This window comes from Streptomyces sp. 35G-GA-8 (genome assembly GCF_023534745.1).
In the GTDB taxonomy this organism is placed as follows: Bacteria; Actinomycetota; Actinomycetes; order Streptomycetales; family Streptomycetaceae; genus Streptomyces.
This window is the reverse complement of the sequence record NZ_JAMHJQ010000014.1, coordinates 178,239-191,010: the sequence shown is the minus strand read 5'-3', so window position 1 is coordinate 191,010 and position 12,772 is coordinate 178,239. Positions and strand designations below refer to the sequence as shown.

The 12,772-nt window shown below is 69.9% G+C and carries 12 protein-coding genes; 5 read left to right on the top strand and 7 right to left on the bottom strand.

The features are described 5' to 3' along the window. The first annotated feature begins 186 nt into the window (after positions 1-186). The 3 genes from folB to M1203_RS29555 all read left to right on the top strand — a co-directional run bounded on the left by folB (position 187) and on the right by M1203_RS29555 (position 1,711). Positions 187-546 (top strand): dihydroneopterin aldolase, encoded by a 360-nt coding sequence (folB, locus tag M1203_RS29565; protein ID WP_030354471.1) that lies wholly within the window; start codon positions 187-189, stop codon positions 544-546. Beyond that, positions 543-1,157, top strand: coding sequence for a 2-amino-4-hydroxy-6-hydroxymethyldihydropteridine diphosphokinase (folK, locus tag M1203_RS29560; RefSeq protein ID WP_249952873.1), 615 nt, complete (start codon positions 543-545; stop codon positions 1,155-1,157). Before folB ends, folK begins: the two co-directional genes overlap by 4 nt. Before the next feature lie 62 nt (positions 1,158-1,219). Further along, positions 1,220-1,711 (top strand): DUF3180 domain-containing protein, encoded by a 492-nt coding sequence (locus tag M1203_RS29555; protein WP_249952872.1) that lies wholly within the window; start codon positions 1,220-1,222, stop codon positions 1,709-1,711. A gap of 41 nt (positions 1,712-1,752) precedes the next feature. On the opposite strand, the gene folE is transcribed toward M1203_RS29555, so the two are convergent. From folE to dacB, 6 genes are all read right to left on the bottom strand, one after another. Further along, entirely contained in the window at positions 1,753-2,358 is a 606-nt protein-coding gene (folE, locus tag M1203_RS29550; protein ID WP_249952871.1) for a GTP cyclohydrolase I FolE, read from the bottom strand. 110 nt (positions 2,359-2,468) lie between these two features. Next, a complete protein-coding gene (gene ftsH / locus M1203_RS29545; RefSeq protein ID WP_249952870.1) occupies positions 2,469-4,496 on the bottom strand; it encodes an ATP-dependent zinc metalloprotease FtsH in 2,028 nt (675 codons plus the stop codon). A 234-nt stretch (positions 4,497-4,730) separates the two neighbouring features. Beyond that, positions 4,731-5,291 carry a hypoxanthine phosphoribosyltransferase gene (gene hpt / locus M1203_RS29540; protein ID WP_030354476.1) on the bottom strand — a complete coding sequence of 187 codons (561 nt, stop codon included), beginning with the start codon at positions 5,289-5,291 and terminating at the stop codon, positions 4,731-4,733. Between the two features lie 77 nt (positions 5,292-5,368). Continuing rightward, a complete protein-coding gene (gene tilS, locus M1203_RS29535) occupies positions 5,369-6,394 on the bottom strand; it encodes a tRNA lysidine(34) synthetase TilS (protein ID WP_249952869.1) in 1,026 nt (341 codons plus the stop codon). A gap of 187 nt (positions 6,395-6,581) precedes the next feature. After that, positions 6,582-7,712: a zinc-dependent metalloprotease gene (locus tag M1203_RS29530; RefSeq protein WP_249952868.1), complete on the bottom strand. Its 1,131-nt coding sequence runs from the start codon at positions 7,710-7,712 to the stop codon at positions 6,582-6,584. A 97-nt stretch (positions 7,713-7,809) separates the two neighbouring features. Then, positions 7,810-9,210 carry a D-alanyl-D-alanine carboxypeptidase/D-alanyl-D-alanine-endopeptidase gene (gene dacB / locus M1203_RS29525; protein ID WP_374404298.1) on the bottom strand — a complete coding sequence of 467 codons (1,401 nt, stop codon included), beginning with the start codon at positions 9,208-9,210 and terminating at the stop codon, positions 7,810-7,812. 177 nt (positions 9,211-9,387) lie between these two features. Here dacB and M1203_RS29520 point away from each other — a divergent pair, with 177 nt between their 5' ends. Together M1203_RS29520 and M1203_RS29515 are read left to right on the top strand one after the other, a co-directional pair. Next, on the top strand, positions 9,388-9,882 hold the full coding sequence (locus tag M1203_RS29520; RefSeq protein ID WP_003968257.1) for an inorganic diphosphatase: 495 nt from the start codon (positions 9,388-9,390) through the stop codon (positions 9,880-9,882). A 202-nt stretch (positions 9,883-10,084) separates the two neighbouring features. Continuing rightward, positions 10,085-11,764 (top strand): threonine/serine exporter ThrE family protein, encoded by a 1,680-nt coding sequence (locus M1203_RS29515; RefSeq protein WP_249952867.1) that lies wholly within the window; start codon positions 10,085-10,087, stop codon positions 11,762-11,764. Between the two features lie 21 nt (positions 11,765-11,785). Here the strand turns inward: M1203_RS29515 and M1203_RS29510 are convergent, their stop codons facing one another. Then, the gene (locus M1203_RS29510; RefSeq protein ID WP_249952866.1) at positions 11,786-12,559 is read right to left on the bottom strand and encodes a VTT domain-containing protein; all 774 of its coding nucleotides are present in this window, start codon (positions 12,557-12,559) and stop codon (positions 11,786-11,788) included. Positions 12,560-12,772: the final 213 nt, after the last annotated feature.

The following is a 12,772-nucleotide window of genomic DNA, read 5'->3' as shown; positions in this document are numbered from 1 at the left end:
GGGTAGGCAGCTCCTGCGGGCCGATCGGCGGTCCCGGGCAGGGCCGGCTGCCGGGCAACCCCACACCTGTCCCTCACCCCCGCACGAGAGCACTGTCCGTGCCCGCGGGTAGATTCAAATGAGGGAACCCAGCCGCCCGCACCCGGCCGGGTGCCCCGACGACCAACGACAGCAGGAGTGATTCGCGTGGATCGTGTCGCGCTGCGCGGCCTGAAGGCCCGCGGGCATCATGGCGTCTTCCCCCGGGAGCGCGAGGAGGGCCAGACCTTCATCGTGGACCTGATGCTCGGCCTAGACACCCGCCCCGCGGCTGCCGACGACGACCTGGCGAAGACCGTGCACTACGGGATCGTGGCCGAAGAGGTCGTGGAGGTCGTCCAGGGAGAGCCGGTCGATCTGATCGAGACGCTGGCGGAACGGATCGCCCAGCAGTGCCTGAAACACGACGGCGTCCAGGAGGTCGAGGTGGTCGTACACAAACCCGACGCCCCGATCACCGTCCCCTTCGACGATGTGACCATCACCATCACCCGGAGCCGAGTATGAGTGTGTTTTCCGCCAACGGTCCCCAGGGCGACCCGACCGTACAGCCGGTGCCCGCCTCCGTGGTCGCCCAGGTCGACGCCGCCGACACCACGCTGTCCAACCCGAAACGCGCCGTGGTCTCCCTCGGCTCCAACCTCGGCAATCGCCTGGAGACGATCCAGGGCGCCATCGACGCCCTGGAGGACACCCCGGGACTGCGGGTCAAGGCGGTCTCCCCGGTGTACGAGACCGAGCCCTGGGGCGTCGAGCCCGGCTCCCAGCCGTCCTACTTCAACGCGGTCGTCGTGATCAAGACGACGCTGCCGCCGTCCTCACTGCTGGAGCGCGGCCAGGCCATCGAGGAGGCCTTCGACCGGGTCCGCGAGGAGCGCTGGGGGGCGCGCACCATCGATGTGGACATCGTGGCGTACGCGGATGTCGTCTCGGACGACCCGCTGCTCACCCTCCCCCACCCCAGGGCCCATGAGCGCGCCTTCGTCCTCGCCCCCTGGCACGACGTGGAGCCGGAAGCGCAGGTCCCGGGCCGAGGCCCGGTCGCCGAACTGCTGGCGGACATCGGCCGAGGCGGTGTCCAGACCCGGACCGATCTGGAACTCCGCCTGCCCGAGTAGTGGTTAGGCTCAGCGGGGTCGGTACGGCGAGGATCGGTACAGCGAGGCGAAGGGCTTTCTCGGTGAAGCAGTTGCGGATCGGCGTCCTCGCCGGGCTGTTCGTGGTGGCGGGTGTGCTCTCCTGGGGCGCCGCCCGCCTGTGGGACTCCTTCGGGACACTGCCGAGCGTCCCCCTCGCGGCGCCGATCGTGCTCGCGGTGATCGCCGTGGTCCTGGCCGCGACGGCCCTCTCGCTGCGCGCGCGGCTGAAGGCCCAGCGGGAGCGCCGCCCCGGCGCGCAGGGCGTGAACCCACTGATGGCGGCCCGCGCGGTCGTCTTCGGCCAGGCCAGCGCCCTGGTCGCGGCCCTCGTCTCCGGAATGTACGGCGGCACGGGCGTCTTCCTGCTCGGCTCCCTCGACATCCCCGCCCGCCGCGACCAGGCCATCTACGCGGCGTTCTCCGTTCTCGCGGGCATCGCGGTGATCGTCGCGGCGTTCTTCCTGGAGCGGGTCTGCAAACTCCCGGAAGACCACGACAAGAACGGCACCGCCCCGGCGGGCCCCAGCACCTGAACGGAAGCGCCCTCGGGCGGCGCCGCTCGGCCCGGCCCGACTCAGCGGGCCATTATCAGACTCATCGCCTCCGCGCGCGTGGCCGGAACGCGCAGCTGCCCGCGGACGGCCGAAGTGATCGTCTTGGCACCCGGCTTCCGCACTCCTCGCATGGTCATGCACATGTGCTCGCACTCGATGACCACGATCACCCCGCGCGGGTCCAGGATCTCCATCAGCGAGTCGGCGATCTGCGTCGTCAGCCGCTCCTGGACCTGCGGCCGACGGGCGAAGACATCCACCAGCCGGGCCAGCTTGGACAGTCCGGTGATCTTGCCGTCCGAGGACGGGATGTAGCCGACATGGGCGACCCCGACAAATGGCACCAGATGATGTTCACATGAAGACATCACCTCGATGTCCTTCACGAGGACCATCTCGTCGTGGCCGAGGTCGAACGTCGTGGTCAGCACCTCTTCAGGCGTCTGCCAGAGCCCGGCGAATATCTCCCTGTACGCCCGCGCCACCCGGCCGGGAGTCGCCCGCAGTCCCTCTCGGTCCGGGTCCTCCCCCACCGCGATCAGCAGCTCGCGCACCGCATTCTCGGCCCGCTTCTCATCGAATTCGCGGATGGGGCTCTCCCCGTCCAGCATCACCGGGTCGGTCATGTGTGCCTCGTTCCTGTGCCGTTCTGTGGGCGGGCAAACGAATGCCGCGCCCCCACAGGCTAAAACCTGGGGGGCGCGGCATCCATTCCGGGCCAGGTGAGGCGCCCGGATCAGCTCTCGGGACGCTCCTCGGGAACCGCCTCGCCGGCCGTCTCGCCGCTCGTCACCGCGGGCATCCCGCCGTTCGAACCGGAGGCGCCATTGGTCAGCGCCAGCTCCTTGGGCGAAAGCACCGGCGGCCGTGTCGAGGGGGTACGACGCGAGGAGCCGGTCCATGCCGGACGGGACGGACGCTTCACGATGGTCGAGAAGATCTCGGCGATCTGCTCCTTGTTCAGCGTCTCCTTCTCCAGGAGCGCCAGGACCAGATTGTCGAGCACATCGCGGTTCTCGACGAGAATCTCCCACGCCTCGTTGTGCGCGGTCTCGATGAGCTTCTTGACCTCTTCGTCGACCAGCGCCGCGACCTCTTCCGAGTAATCGCGCTGATGCGCCATCTCCCGGCCGAGGAACGGTTCGGTGTTGTCGCCGCCGAACTTGATCGCGCCGAGCCGCTCGGTCATGCCGTACTGCGTGACCATCGCCCGAGCCGTGGCCGTGGCCTTCTCGATGTCGTTGGCCGCGCCCGTCGTCGGGTCGTGGAAGACCAGTTCCTCGGCCGCGCGCCCGCCCATCATGTAGGCGAGCTGGTCCAGCATCTCGTTGCGCGTGGTCGAGTACTTGTCCTCGTCGGGCAGGACCATGGTGTAGCCCAGGGCCCGGCCGCGCGACAGGATCGTGATCTTGTGGACCGGGTCGGAGTTCGGAGACGCCGCGGCGACCAGGGCGTGACCGCCCTCGTGGTACGCGGTGATCTTCTTTTCCTTCTCGGACATGATCCGGGTCCGCTTCTGCGGGCCCGCCACGACGCGGTCGATCGCCTCGTCCAGGGAGTGGTTGTCGACGAGCTTCTTGTCGCTGCGCGCCGTCAGGAGCGCCGCTTCGTTCAGCACGTTCGCCAGATCCGCGCCGGTGAAGCCGGGCGTACGACGGGCGACGGCGCCCAGATCGACGTCCGGGGCGACCGGCTTGCCCTTCTGGTGGACCTTCAGGATCTCCAGCCGGCCCTGCATGTCCGGGCGGTCGACGGCGATCTGCCGGTCGAAGCGGCCCGGGCGCAGCAGCGCGGGGTCGAGGATGTCGGGCCGGTTCGTGGCGGCGATCAGGATGACGCCGCCCTTCACGTCGAAGCCGTCCATCTCGACGAGCAGCTGGTTCAGCGTCTGCTCGCGCTCGTCATGGCCACCGCCCAGACCCGCGCCGCGGTGCCGGCCGACGGCGTCGATCTCGTCGACGAAGACGATCGCCGGGGCGTTCGCCTTGGCCTGCTCGAAGAGGTCACGCACCCGAGAGGCGCCGACACCGACGAACATCTCGACGAAGTCGGAACCGGAGATCGAGTAGAACGGCACCCCGGCCTCACCCGCGACCGCGCGGGCGAGCAGCGTCTTGCCCGTACCGGGCGGGCCGTAGAGCAGCACACCCTTCGGGATCTTGGCGCCGACGGCCTGGAACTTCGCCGGCTCCTGGAGGAACTCCTTGATCTCGTGGAGCTCCTCGACCGCCTCGTCGGACCCGGCCACATCGGCGAAGGTCGTCTTCGGGGTGTCCTTGGTGATCAGCTTGGCCTTGGACTTCCCGAACTGCATGACACGGGAGCCGCCGCCCTGCATCTGATTCATCAGGAACAGGAAGACCACGACGATCAGGACGAAGGGGAGCAGCGAGAGCAGCACCGAGACGAACGGGCTCTGCTTCGACGGCGAGACCGTATAGCCCTTGCTGATGTCGCCGTTCTGGAACTTGGTCTGGAGCGTCTTGGCGAGCGTCGCACCCTGGCTGCCGATATAGCTCGCCTGGATCTTGTCGCTGCCGTTGATCTTCTGGCCGTTCTTGAGGTCGACCTTGATGATCTGTTCGTCGCCGGTGGTCAGTCTGACCTGCTCGGCCTGGTTCTTGTCGATCGCCTGGACGACCTGACCGGTGTCCACTGTCTTGTAGCCGCCCGACGAGCCGACGACCTGCATCAACACGACCACGGCGAGGACGGCCAGCACGATCCACATGACCGGCCCACGGAAGTATCGCTTCACGTCCATCCATACGGAGCGAAGTCGCCCCGTCCCTCCTGCCCGTAGGTAAATGCTGCTGTGAGAAAAGACTGTTCTTCGGACGGTACCCCAGCATTGTGGCCCGCGACCGCACGGGACGGCTGGCAAACCCGTCTTCCCATGCTCCAACGGCGCGAGGGGGTCTGGGGTTCCCGGCCGCGGCGAAGCCTTTCCCTGGAACTTCGCCGCTCTTCGGCGCGCTCAGGTGCGCCGAGGTGCGCTCTAACCGCCGTACACATGTGGAGCGAGCGTCCCGACGAAAGGCATGTTGCGGTACTTTTCCGAGTAATCCAGGCCATATCCCACGACAAACTCATTGGGAATGTCAAAGCCGATCCATTTGACGTCGATCGCGACCTTTGCGGCATCCGGCTTACGGAGCAGGGTGCAGACTTCGAGCGAGGCCGGCTCCCGCGAACCGAGGTTGGAGAGCAGCCACGACAGGGTCAGACCCGAGTCGATGATGTCCTCGACGATCAGTACGTGCTTGCCCTTGATGTCGGTGTCCAGATCCTTGAGGATCCGGACCACACCGGAGGACTGCGTGCCCGCTCCGTACGAGGAGACGGCCATCCAGTCCATCGTCACGGGGGTGGACAGCGCCCGCGCCAGATCCGCCATGACCATCACGGCGCCCTTGAGGACTCCGACGAGAAGCAGGTCCTTGCCCGCGTACTCCGCGTCGATCTTCGCGGCCAGTTCGGCCAGCTTCGCGTCGATCTCTTCCTTGGTAATGAGCACCGACTGGAGGTCGTTGCCCATGTCCTTGTCGTCCACCCGCATCACTTTCGTCGTCGGCCATGGGTCCGGGGCCAAGGCACTGGCGGCCCGGGAGACACAGCCGTAAGTGCATCAGCGCTTCAGCCCTGCCGGATGACCAGTCTGCCACCCTGCCTGCGGGCCTCCACGCGGCCGGGCAGGTTGATGGCTCCCTGGCCGCGCCAGCCGGTGATCAGGCGGTCGACCTCTTCGATGTGACGGGCGAACAGCGAACCCGCGGGGGCGCCCGCGGCGATGACCGCCCGGCGCAGCACGCGACGGCGGACGGCGGGCGGGAGGACGTACAGCTTGGCGCACTGCAATTGCCCGGAATCGTCCCGTACGGACTCCTCGACGGTGGCGGCCCAGGTGTCCAGGGCGTCGGCGTCGTCGCGGGAGAGCTGTGCCGTACGGGCCAGGGCCTCGACGACGCCCTTGCCGAGCGCCTTCTCCAGGGCCGGCAGCCCTTCGTGGCGGAGTCGTGAACGGGTGTACGCGGGGTCGGTGTTGTGCGGGTCGTCCCAGACGGGGATCGACTGGACCAGGCAGGCCTTGCGGGCCGTCTGCCGGTCGAGCTGGAGGAAGGGGCGCCGATAGCGGCCGGCCGCCCCCGAGACGGCGGCCATCCCGGACAGCGAGCGGGTGCCCGAGCCGCGGGCGAGCCCGAGCAGCACGGTCTCGGCCTGGTCGTCGCGGGTGTGGCCGAGCAGGACGGCGGCGGCCCGGTGGCGCTCCGCGGCGGCGTCGAGCGCGGCGTAGCGGGCGTCGCGCGCGGCTGCCTCAGGACCGCCCTCCCGGCCGACGGTCACGGCGACGGATTCGACGGGGTCCAGGCGCATGGCACGGAGTCGGGTGACGACTTCGGCGGCGCGGAGGGCGGAGCCGGCCTGGAGGCCGTGGTCGACGGTGACGGCTCCGGCGCGGACGGAAAGTTTGGGGGCCTCGAAGGCGAGGGCGGAGGCGAGCGCCATGGAGTCGGCGCCGCCGGAGCAGGCGACGAGCACGAGGGGCGGCTCGCCGGCGGGGACGGGGCCGGCGGAGAAGTTCTCCGGCCGGTCGGTGAGGACGTCGTGGAGTACGCGGCGGACCGCCAGGCGTATCGCCGCGACCGCAGGATGGGGACCCATATCCGGTGCCCTTCGTGATGTTATTTGGGGGGTGCCTCGGTCGGAGTAAGGACGGAGAGCGTCACTCAGAGTGCGTCGATGGTGACAGAACCGAGCCATTACCCGAGCATTGCACGCCTATCCCTCACCCACGGTCCCTCGGATGGGTGATACCTGAGGCGTACTTCTGCCGTGAGCCGCGCCCGTCTCAGGAGTCCGCCTTGCGGTGCACCCGTGCGATCCAGTCCGCCGGTTTAGCGATCTCCGCCTTGGTGGGCAGGGTGTTCGGCGAGGTCCAGACCCGGTTGAAGCCGTCCATGCCGGTCTCCTCGACGACGGCCCGTACGAACCGTTCCCCGTCCCGGTACTGGCGCAGCTTGGCGTCGAGGCCGAGCAGTTTGCGCAGCGCCTGGTCGAGGCGGCCGGCGCCCCGGGCCCTGCGCTGCTGGAACTTCTCGCGGATCTCGGCGACCGACGGCACGACGGCCGGTCCGACGCCGTCCATCACATAGTCGGCGTGCCCTTCGAGCAGGGACATGACGGCGGTGAGCCGGCCGAGGATCTCGCGCTGTCCGGGTGTCTGCACCAGCTCGACGATGCTGCGTCCGTCCTCGTTCTCCTCGCCCTCGGGGCGACCGCCGGCGAGCGACTGAGCGGCCTCGCGGAGCCGTTCGACGAGGGTCATCGGGTCGACCTCGGTCTGGTCGAGGAATGACTGGATCTCGCCCTGGAGATGGTCGCGCAGCCAGGGCACGCCGGTGAACTGCGTGCGGTGGGTCTCCTCGTGGAGGGCGACCCAGAGCCTGAAGTCGTGCGGCTGCACGTCCAGTTCGCGTTCGACGTGGACGATGTTGGGGGCCACGAGCAGCAGTCGGCCGCCGCCGTTCGCGGCCGCGGGGAGATCGCGGGTGGCGGGGGCGAACGTCTCGTACTGGCCGAGGACACGGGACGACATGAACGACAGCAGCATGCCCAGCTCCACGCCGGTCACCTTGCCGCCGACCGCGCCGAGCACGGCGCCGCCGGGACCGCCGGGGCGGCGCTCCTGCATCTTCGACAGGAGGGGCTTGAGCAGCTCGCGGAATCCGGCCACGTTCGCCTTGACCCAGCCGGCCCGGTCCACGACCAGGACCGGGGTGTCGGGCGGCTCATGGCCGTCGGGAACCATGCGCGTGTACGCGCGGACGTGCTCCTCCGAGGACTTCGCGTGCCGCCGCAGCTCGGCGACGATCTCTCGCGCCTCGTCGCGGGTCACTTCAGGTCCCGGCCGCACGAGGCGGGTCGCGGTCGCCACCGCGAGATTCCAGTCGACCATCTGGGCACCACCGATGCTCGTCATGCGTCAACCGTACGTGCTCGGCACGGGGAGCGGTGGGGTGTGGGTGGCCCGGTTCTTCCCCTACGGGACCCTTACGGGACCCTCAGGGGGCGCCTGATCACGGGACCAGGGCCGCGGACAGCCGGTCCAGGGCCTTCTGGGCGGAGTCGGGGGCGGGGGTGGCGCCTGCCATGAAGGCGAAGGCCAGCAGCCGGCCCCGGGCGTCGACGACCGTGCCCGCCAAGGCGTTCACCCCGGTGAGCGTGCCGGTCTTGGCGCGGATGAGTCCGGCGGCGGGCCCGTCGTCCGCGTACCGGCTCCGGAGGGTGCCGTTGAACCCGGCGACCGGCAGTCCCGTGAGTACGGGGCGCAGCTCGGGGCGGGCGGGGTCGGCCGCGCGGGCCAGCAGCGCGGTGAGGAGAGCGGCGCTGACCTTGTCCTGGCGGTTGAGGCCGCTGCCGTCGGCGAAGCGGGCGCCGGCGACCGGCAGTCCGAGCTTCTTGAGCTCGGCGCCGACGGCGCGGCCCGCGCCGTCGAAACTGGCGGGTTCGCCCGCCGCGAGGGCGGTCTGCCGGGCCAGGGATTCGGCGATGTCGTTGTCGCTGTCGGTCAGCGCGCGTTCGGCGAGATCGGAGAGCGGGCGTGAGTAGGTCCTGGCGACGGTCTTCGAGCCCTTGGGGGTCTTGCCGGGCTCGGGCGCCGCCGAGGTACGGACGCCGCGCTCGCGCAGCAGTGCGGCGAAGACGCGGGCGGCGTCGCCCGCCGGATTGCCGCTGCGGGGGGCGGGTCCGCTGCGGGAGGTGTCGAGCCGGCCCTGATCGGCCATCAGGGCGACGACGGGGGCGATGTTGTCGTTGGGGCCGATCGGGTGCTCCCGGCGGCCGGAGTAGAGGGAGGTGTCGTAGCGGAGCTCGACCTTGGTGATGCCCCGGTCGCGCAGCGCGCGGGCGGTGTCCTCGGCGAGGGCGCTCAGTCCTGACCGGCCGAGGGTGGCGTCACCGCCGCCGACCAGGGTGATCCTCCGGGCGTCCGCGGTGGAGGTCACCGTGGTGGCGATGCGGTGGTCGGGGCCGAGCGCGGAGAGCGCGGCGGCCACCGTCGCGACCTTGACCGTGGAGGCCGGGGTCATCGGGGTGCCGGCCGCCTTCCCGTACAGCTGCTCACCGGTGGTGGCGTCGATGACGGACGCCGACCGGGCCTCGCCGAGCGCGGGGTCGTCGAGGAGCGGTCCGAGCTTCTTCCCGAGATCCACGGACGCGGTTCCGGCATTCGGGGGGTCGCTGTCGGGTGCGGAGAGCGCGGAGAGCACGCCGGCGGCGCTGGGGGCGGGCACGGGCGTACGGGGGGCGGACGGGCCGTGATGTGCGCCACCCGTACGGCTCTGCGCGACCACCCATTCCCGCTCGGCCTTACGCTGACCGGAGTCCCAGGGGCCGGCCGCGGCCACCGCCACGGCGGCGAGCGCCATGCCGATCACGACGGAACCCGCCGTGACCTGCCACACTTTCGGCTCAAGCACGGTTGACCAGCCCCTTTCGCGATCACACTGCTGCGTGGGGGACACTTAATCACTGCGCCTTGCCACGAGCATGGCACCCCGGCCAGGAGTGGGCCCGCTGTCCGCTCCCGGACGGGGGGTCTCCTGCGTGAAGTCGCAGCACCACTGACAAATGTGTTGATCATGGAGGAGCCACCCGTGGAGTTCGACGTCACCATCGAGATCCCTAAGGGTTCGCGGAACAAGTACGAGGTGGACCACGAGACCGGTCGGATCCGTCTTGACCGTCGTCTCTTCACCTCGACCAGCTACCCGGCCGACTACGGGTTCGTCGAGAACACCCTCGGCGAGGACGGCGACCCGCTGGACGCGCTGGTCATCCTCGACGAGCCGACCTTCCCGGGCTGCCTCATCAAATGCCGTGCCATCGGCATGTTCCGGATGACGGACGAGGCCGGCGGCGACGACAAGCTGCTGTGCGTCCCCGCGTCCGACCCCCGGGTGGAGCACCTGCGCGACATCCATCACGTCTCGGAGTTCGACCGCCTGGAGATCCAGCACTTCTTCGAGGTCTACAAGGACCTGGAGCCCGGCAAGTCCGTCGAGGGCGCCGACTGGGTCGGCCGCGCCGAGGCCGAGGCCGAGATCGAGGCCTCCTACAAGCGACTTGAGGCCCAGGGCGGCGCGCACTGACCAGGCCCTGACCGGGCACCGGCCGCCGGACGGATGACAGGCGGATGACGGGCGGCGTACCCCACGCGGGGTACGCCGCCCGTCCGCGTGTGTGACTCATCCGCGTGTGTGACTGTCCATGTCCATGCCCATACTGGGCAGACGTGTGACTGCGCGGCGACCGGACAGGACCGAGATCGCCCCAGGAGCGAGGGAGCGGTGGGTGGTGGCGGAGTCCGGCGGTCAGGAGGACCGGAAGCCTCAGACGGACGAGGCGCACAGCGCCTTCACCCCGCCGTTCGGAGTGGAGCAGCCGCCGCTTCCCGAGGACGACCATCCGACGTCGGAGTTCGCCCTTCCCGAGGGGCTGAATACGGAGCAGCCGGCCGAGTCGGAGGGCTCGGCCTTCGATCTGCCGGGCGGTACGCCGCCCGGCGCGGCCGGCGGGCGGCAGTCGCCCCACGCGTACACCCCCGCCCGGGGCGTCCCGGTGATCCAGTTGAGCAAGGAAGCACCCTGGCAGGACCGCATGCGCACCCTGCTGCGGATGCCGTCGGGCGAGCGCCCCGTACCGGAGCGGGTCCAGCGCCACGACGACCAGGGGCCCGCCGTGCCCCGGGTGCTCGACCTGACACTGCGTATCGGTGAGCTGCTGCTGGCCGGCGGCGAGGGCGCCGAGGATGTCGAGGCCGCCATGTTCGCGGTCAGCCGCGCGTACGGCCTCGACCGCTGCGAGCCGACCGTCACCTTCACCCTGCTGTCCATCTCCCATCAGCCGTCGCTGGTGGACGACCCGGTGACGGCCAGCAGGACCGTACGCAGACGGGGCACCGACTACACCCGGCTGTCCGCCGTCTTCACGCTCGTCGACGACATCACCACCGAGGACACGGACGTCACGCTGGAGGAGGCGTACCGGCGGCTCGCGGAGATCCGCCGCAACCGGCACCCGTACCCCGGCTGGGCGCTGACCGCGTCCAGCGGGCTGCTGGCCGGGGCGGCGTCCGTGCTGGTCGGCGGTGGCGTGGTGGTGTTCGCGGCGGCGGCGCTCGGCGCGATGCTCGGCGACCGGCTGGCCTGGTTGTGCGCCGGGCGCGGGCTGCCGGAGTTCTATCAGTTCGTGGTGGCCGCGATGCCGCCCGCCGCGATGGGGGTGGCGCTGACGCTGCTCGGCCCGCATGTCTCGTGGGAGGGCCGGCCCTCGGCCGTGATCACCGGTGGTCTCTTCGCGCTGCTGCCGGGGCGGGCGCTGGTGGCGGGGGTGCAGGACGGGCTGACGGGCTATTACATCACCGCCGCCGCACGGCTCCTGGAAGTCATGTACTTCTTCATCGCGATCGTCGTCGGTGTGCTGCTCGTGCTCTATCTGGGCGTTCAGCTGCACGCGCAGCTGACGCCGGAAGCGGCGCTGCACAGCGAGGTACGGCCGGTGGCCCAGACCCTGGCGGCGGTGACCCTGAGCTTCGCCTTCGCGATCCTGCTCCAGCAGGACCGCTCGACCGTGCTGATGGTCTCGCTCAACGGCGGTGTGGCCTGGATCGTCTACGCGGCGATGCATGACGTGGGCGGTATCTCGCCGGTGGCCTCGACGGCGGTCGCCGCCGGTCTGGTGGGGCTCTTCGGGCAGCTCTTCTCGCGCTACCAGTTCGCCTCCGCGCTGCCCTACATCACGGCGGCGATCGGACCGCTGCTGCCGGGCTCGGCGACCTACTTCGGGCTGCTGGGCTTCGCGCAGAACGAGCCGGCCAGCGGGCTCACCTCGCTCTCCCAGGCGGTGGCGCTGGCGCTGGCGATCGCCGTCGGGGTGAATCTCGGCGGGGAGATCGCCCGGCTCTTCCTCACGGTGCCGGGAGCGGGCCGGGCGTCGAGCCGCCGCGCGGCCAAGCGGACGCGCGGCTTCTGAGGGGTCTCGTCGAGGTGGTGGTCAGCGCTTGGCGTGACGGCCGCGGCCACCGCCGCCCGGGGCGCCCGGCGTACCCGGAGCGCTCGGCGGCGTCATCGGCGCACGCCCGTCCGTCGCGGCCGTACCCGGACCGACCAGACCGTCATCGACGCCCGGCTGCCGCGCGGCTTCCTTCTTGGACTTGGAACGTGCCCGCAGGAACTCGATCACGATCGGCAGCACCGAGAGCACCACGATGCCGATCAGGATCATCTCGATGTTCTCGGTCACGAACTCGATCTTGCCGAGGGCGGCTCCCAGCAGCGTGACGCCCGCGCCCCACAGCGTGCCGCCGACGATGTTGTACGTGATGAACGAGCGGTAGTTCATCTGGCTCACACCGGCGATGATCGGCGTGAACGTACGGACGACGGGCACGAAGCGCGCCAGGACCAGCGACTTGGGGCCGTACTTCTCGAAGAACTCGTGCGCCTTCTCGACGTTCTCCTGCTTGAAGAACTTGGAGTCCGGGCGCTTGAACAGCGCGGGACCCACCTTCCGGCCGAAGAGATAGCCGACCTGGTCACCGATGATCGCGGCGAGCACGATCAGCAGACAGACCAGCCAGAGCGGGGTCTTGAGGGTGCCGGCCGTCACCAGCAGGCCGGTGGTGAAGAGCAGTGAGTCGCCCGGCAGGAAGAAGCCGATGAGCAGGCCGGATTCGGCGAAGACGATGACCAGAACACCGATCAGCCCGAAAGTCCCGATCAGATAATCCGGATCCAGCCAGCTGGGTCCGAGCGCAAGGGTGGTCACGGGTTCCGGACTCCTGTGTCATTAGTCGGTCGATCGTCGATTCGGCGTGGTCGGCCGCGCACAAGCTATCAACGCCTACCTGCCCTTCCAGGTTCCACCCGGCCCCTTACCGACGCACTCCGGATCCGGCCGGGGGCCCACACCGGACGCAGCCGGGGCAGACCCTCCCAAAGCAGCGGGGCCCCACGGCGCGACCGCGCCCGGGGAACGGCA

Bases quoted from the DNA above. Each gene is read 5' to 3' on its own strand.
- tilS (WP_249952869.1), bottom strand. From the start codon at position 6,394: ATGGGTCCCCATCCTGCGGTCGCGGCGATACGCCTGGCGGTCCGCCGC.
- hpt (WP_030354476.1), bottom strand. From the start codon at position 5,291: ATGCGGGTGGACGACAAGGACATGGGCAACGACCTCCAGTCGGTGCTC.
- folK (WP_249952873.1), top strand. From the start codon at position 543: ATGAGTGTGTTTTCCGCCAACGGTCCCCAGGGCGACCCGACCGTACAG.
- M1203_RS29530 (WP_249952868.1), bottom strand. From the start codon at position 7,712: ATGACGAGCATCGGTGGTGCCCAGATGGTCGACTGGAATCTCGCGGTG.
- ftsH (WP_249952870.1), bottom strand. From the start codon at position 4,496: ATGGACGTGAAGCGATACTTCCGTGGGCCGGTCATGTGGATCGTGCTG.
- folE (WP_249952871.1), bottom strand. From the start codon at position 2,358: ATGACCGACCCGGTGATGCTGGACGGGGAGAGCCCCATCCGCGAATTC.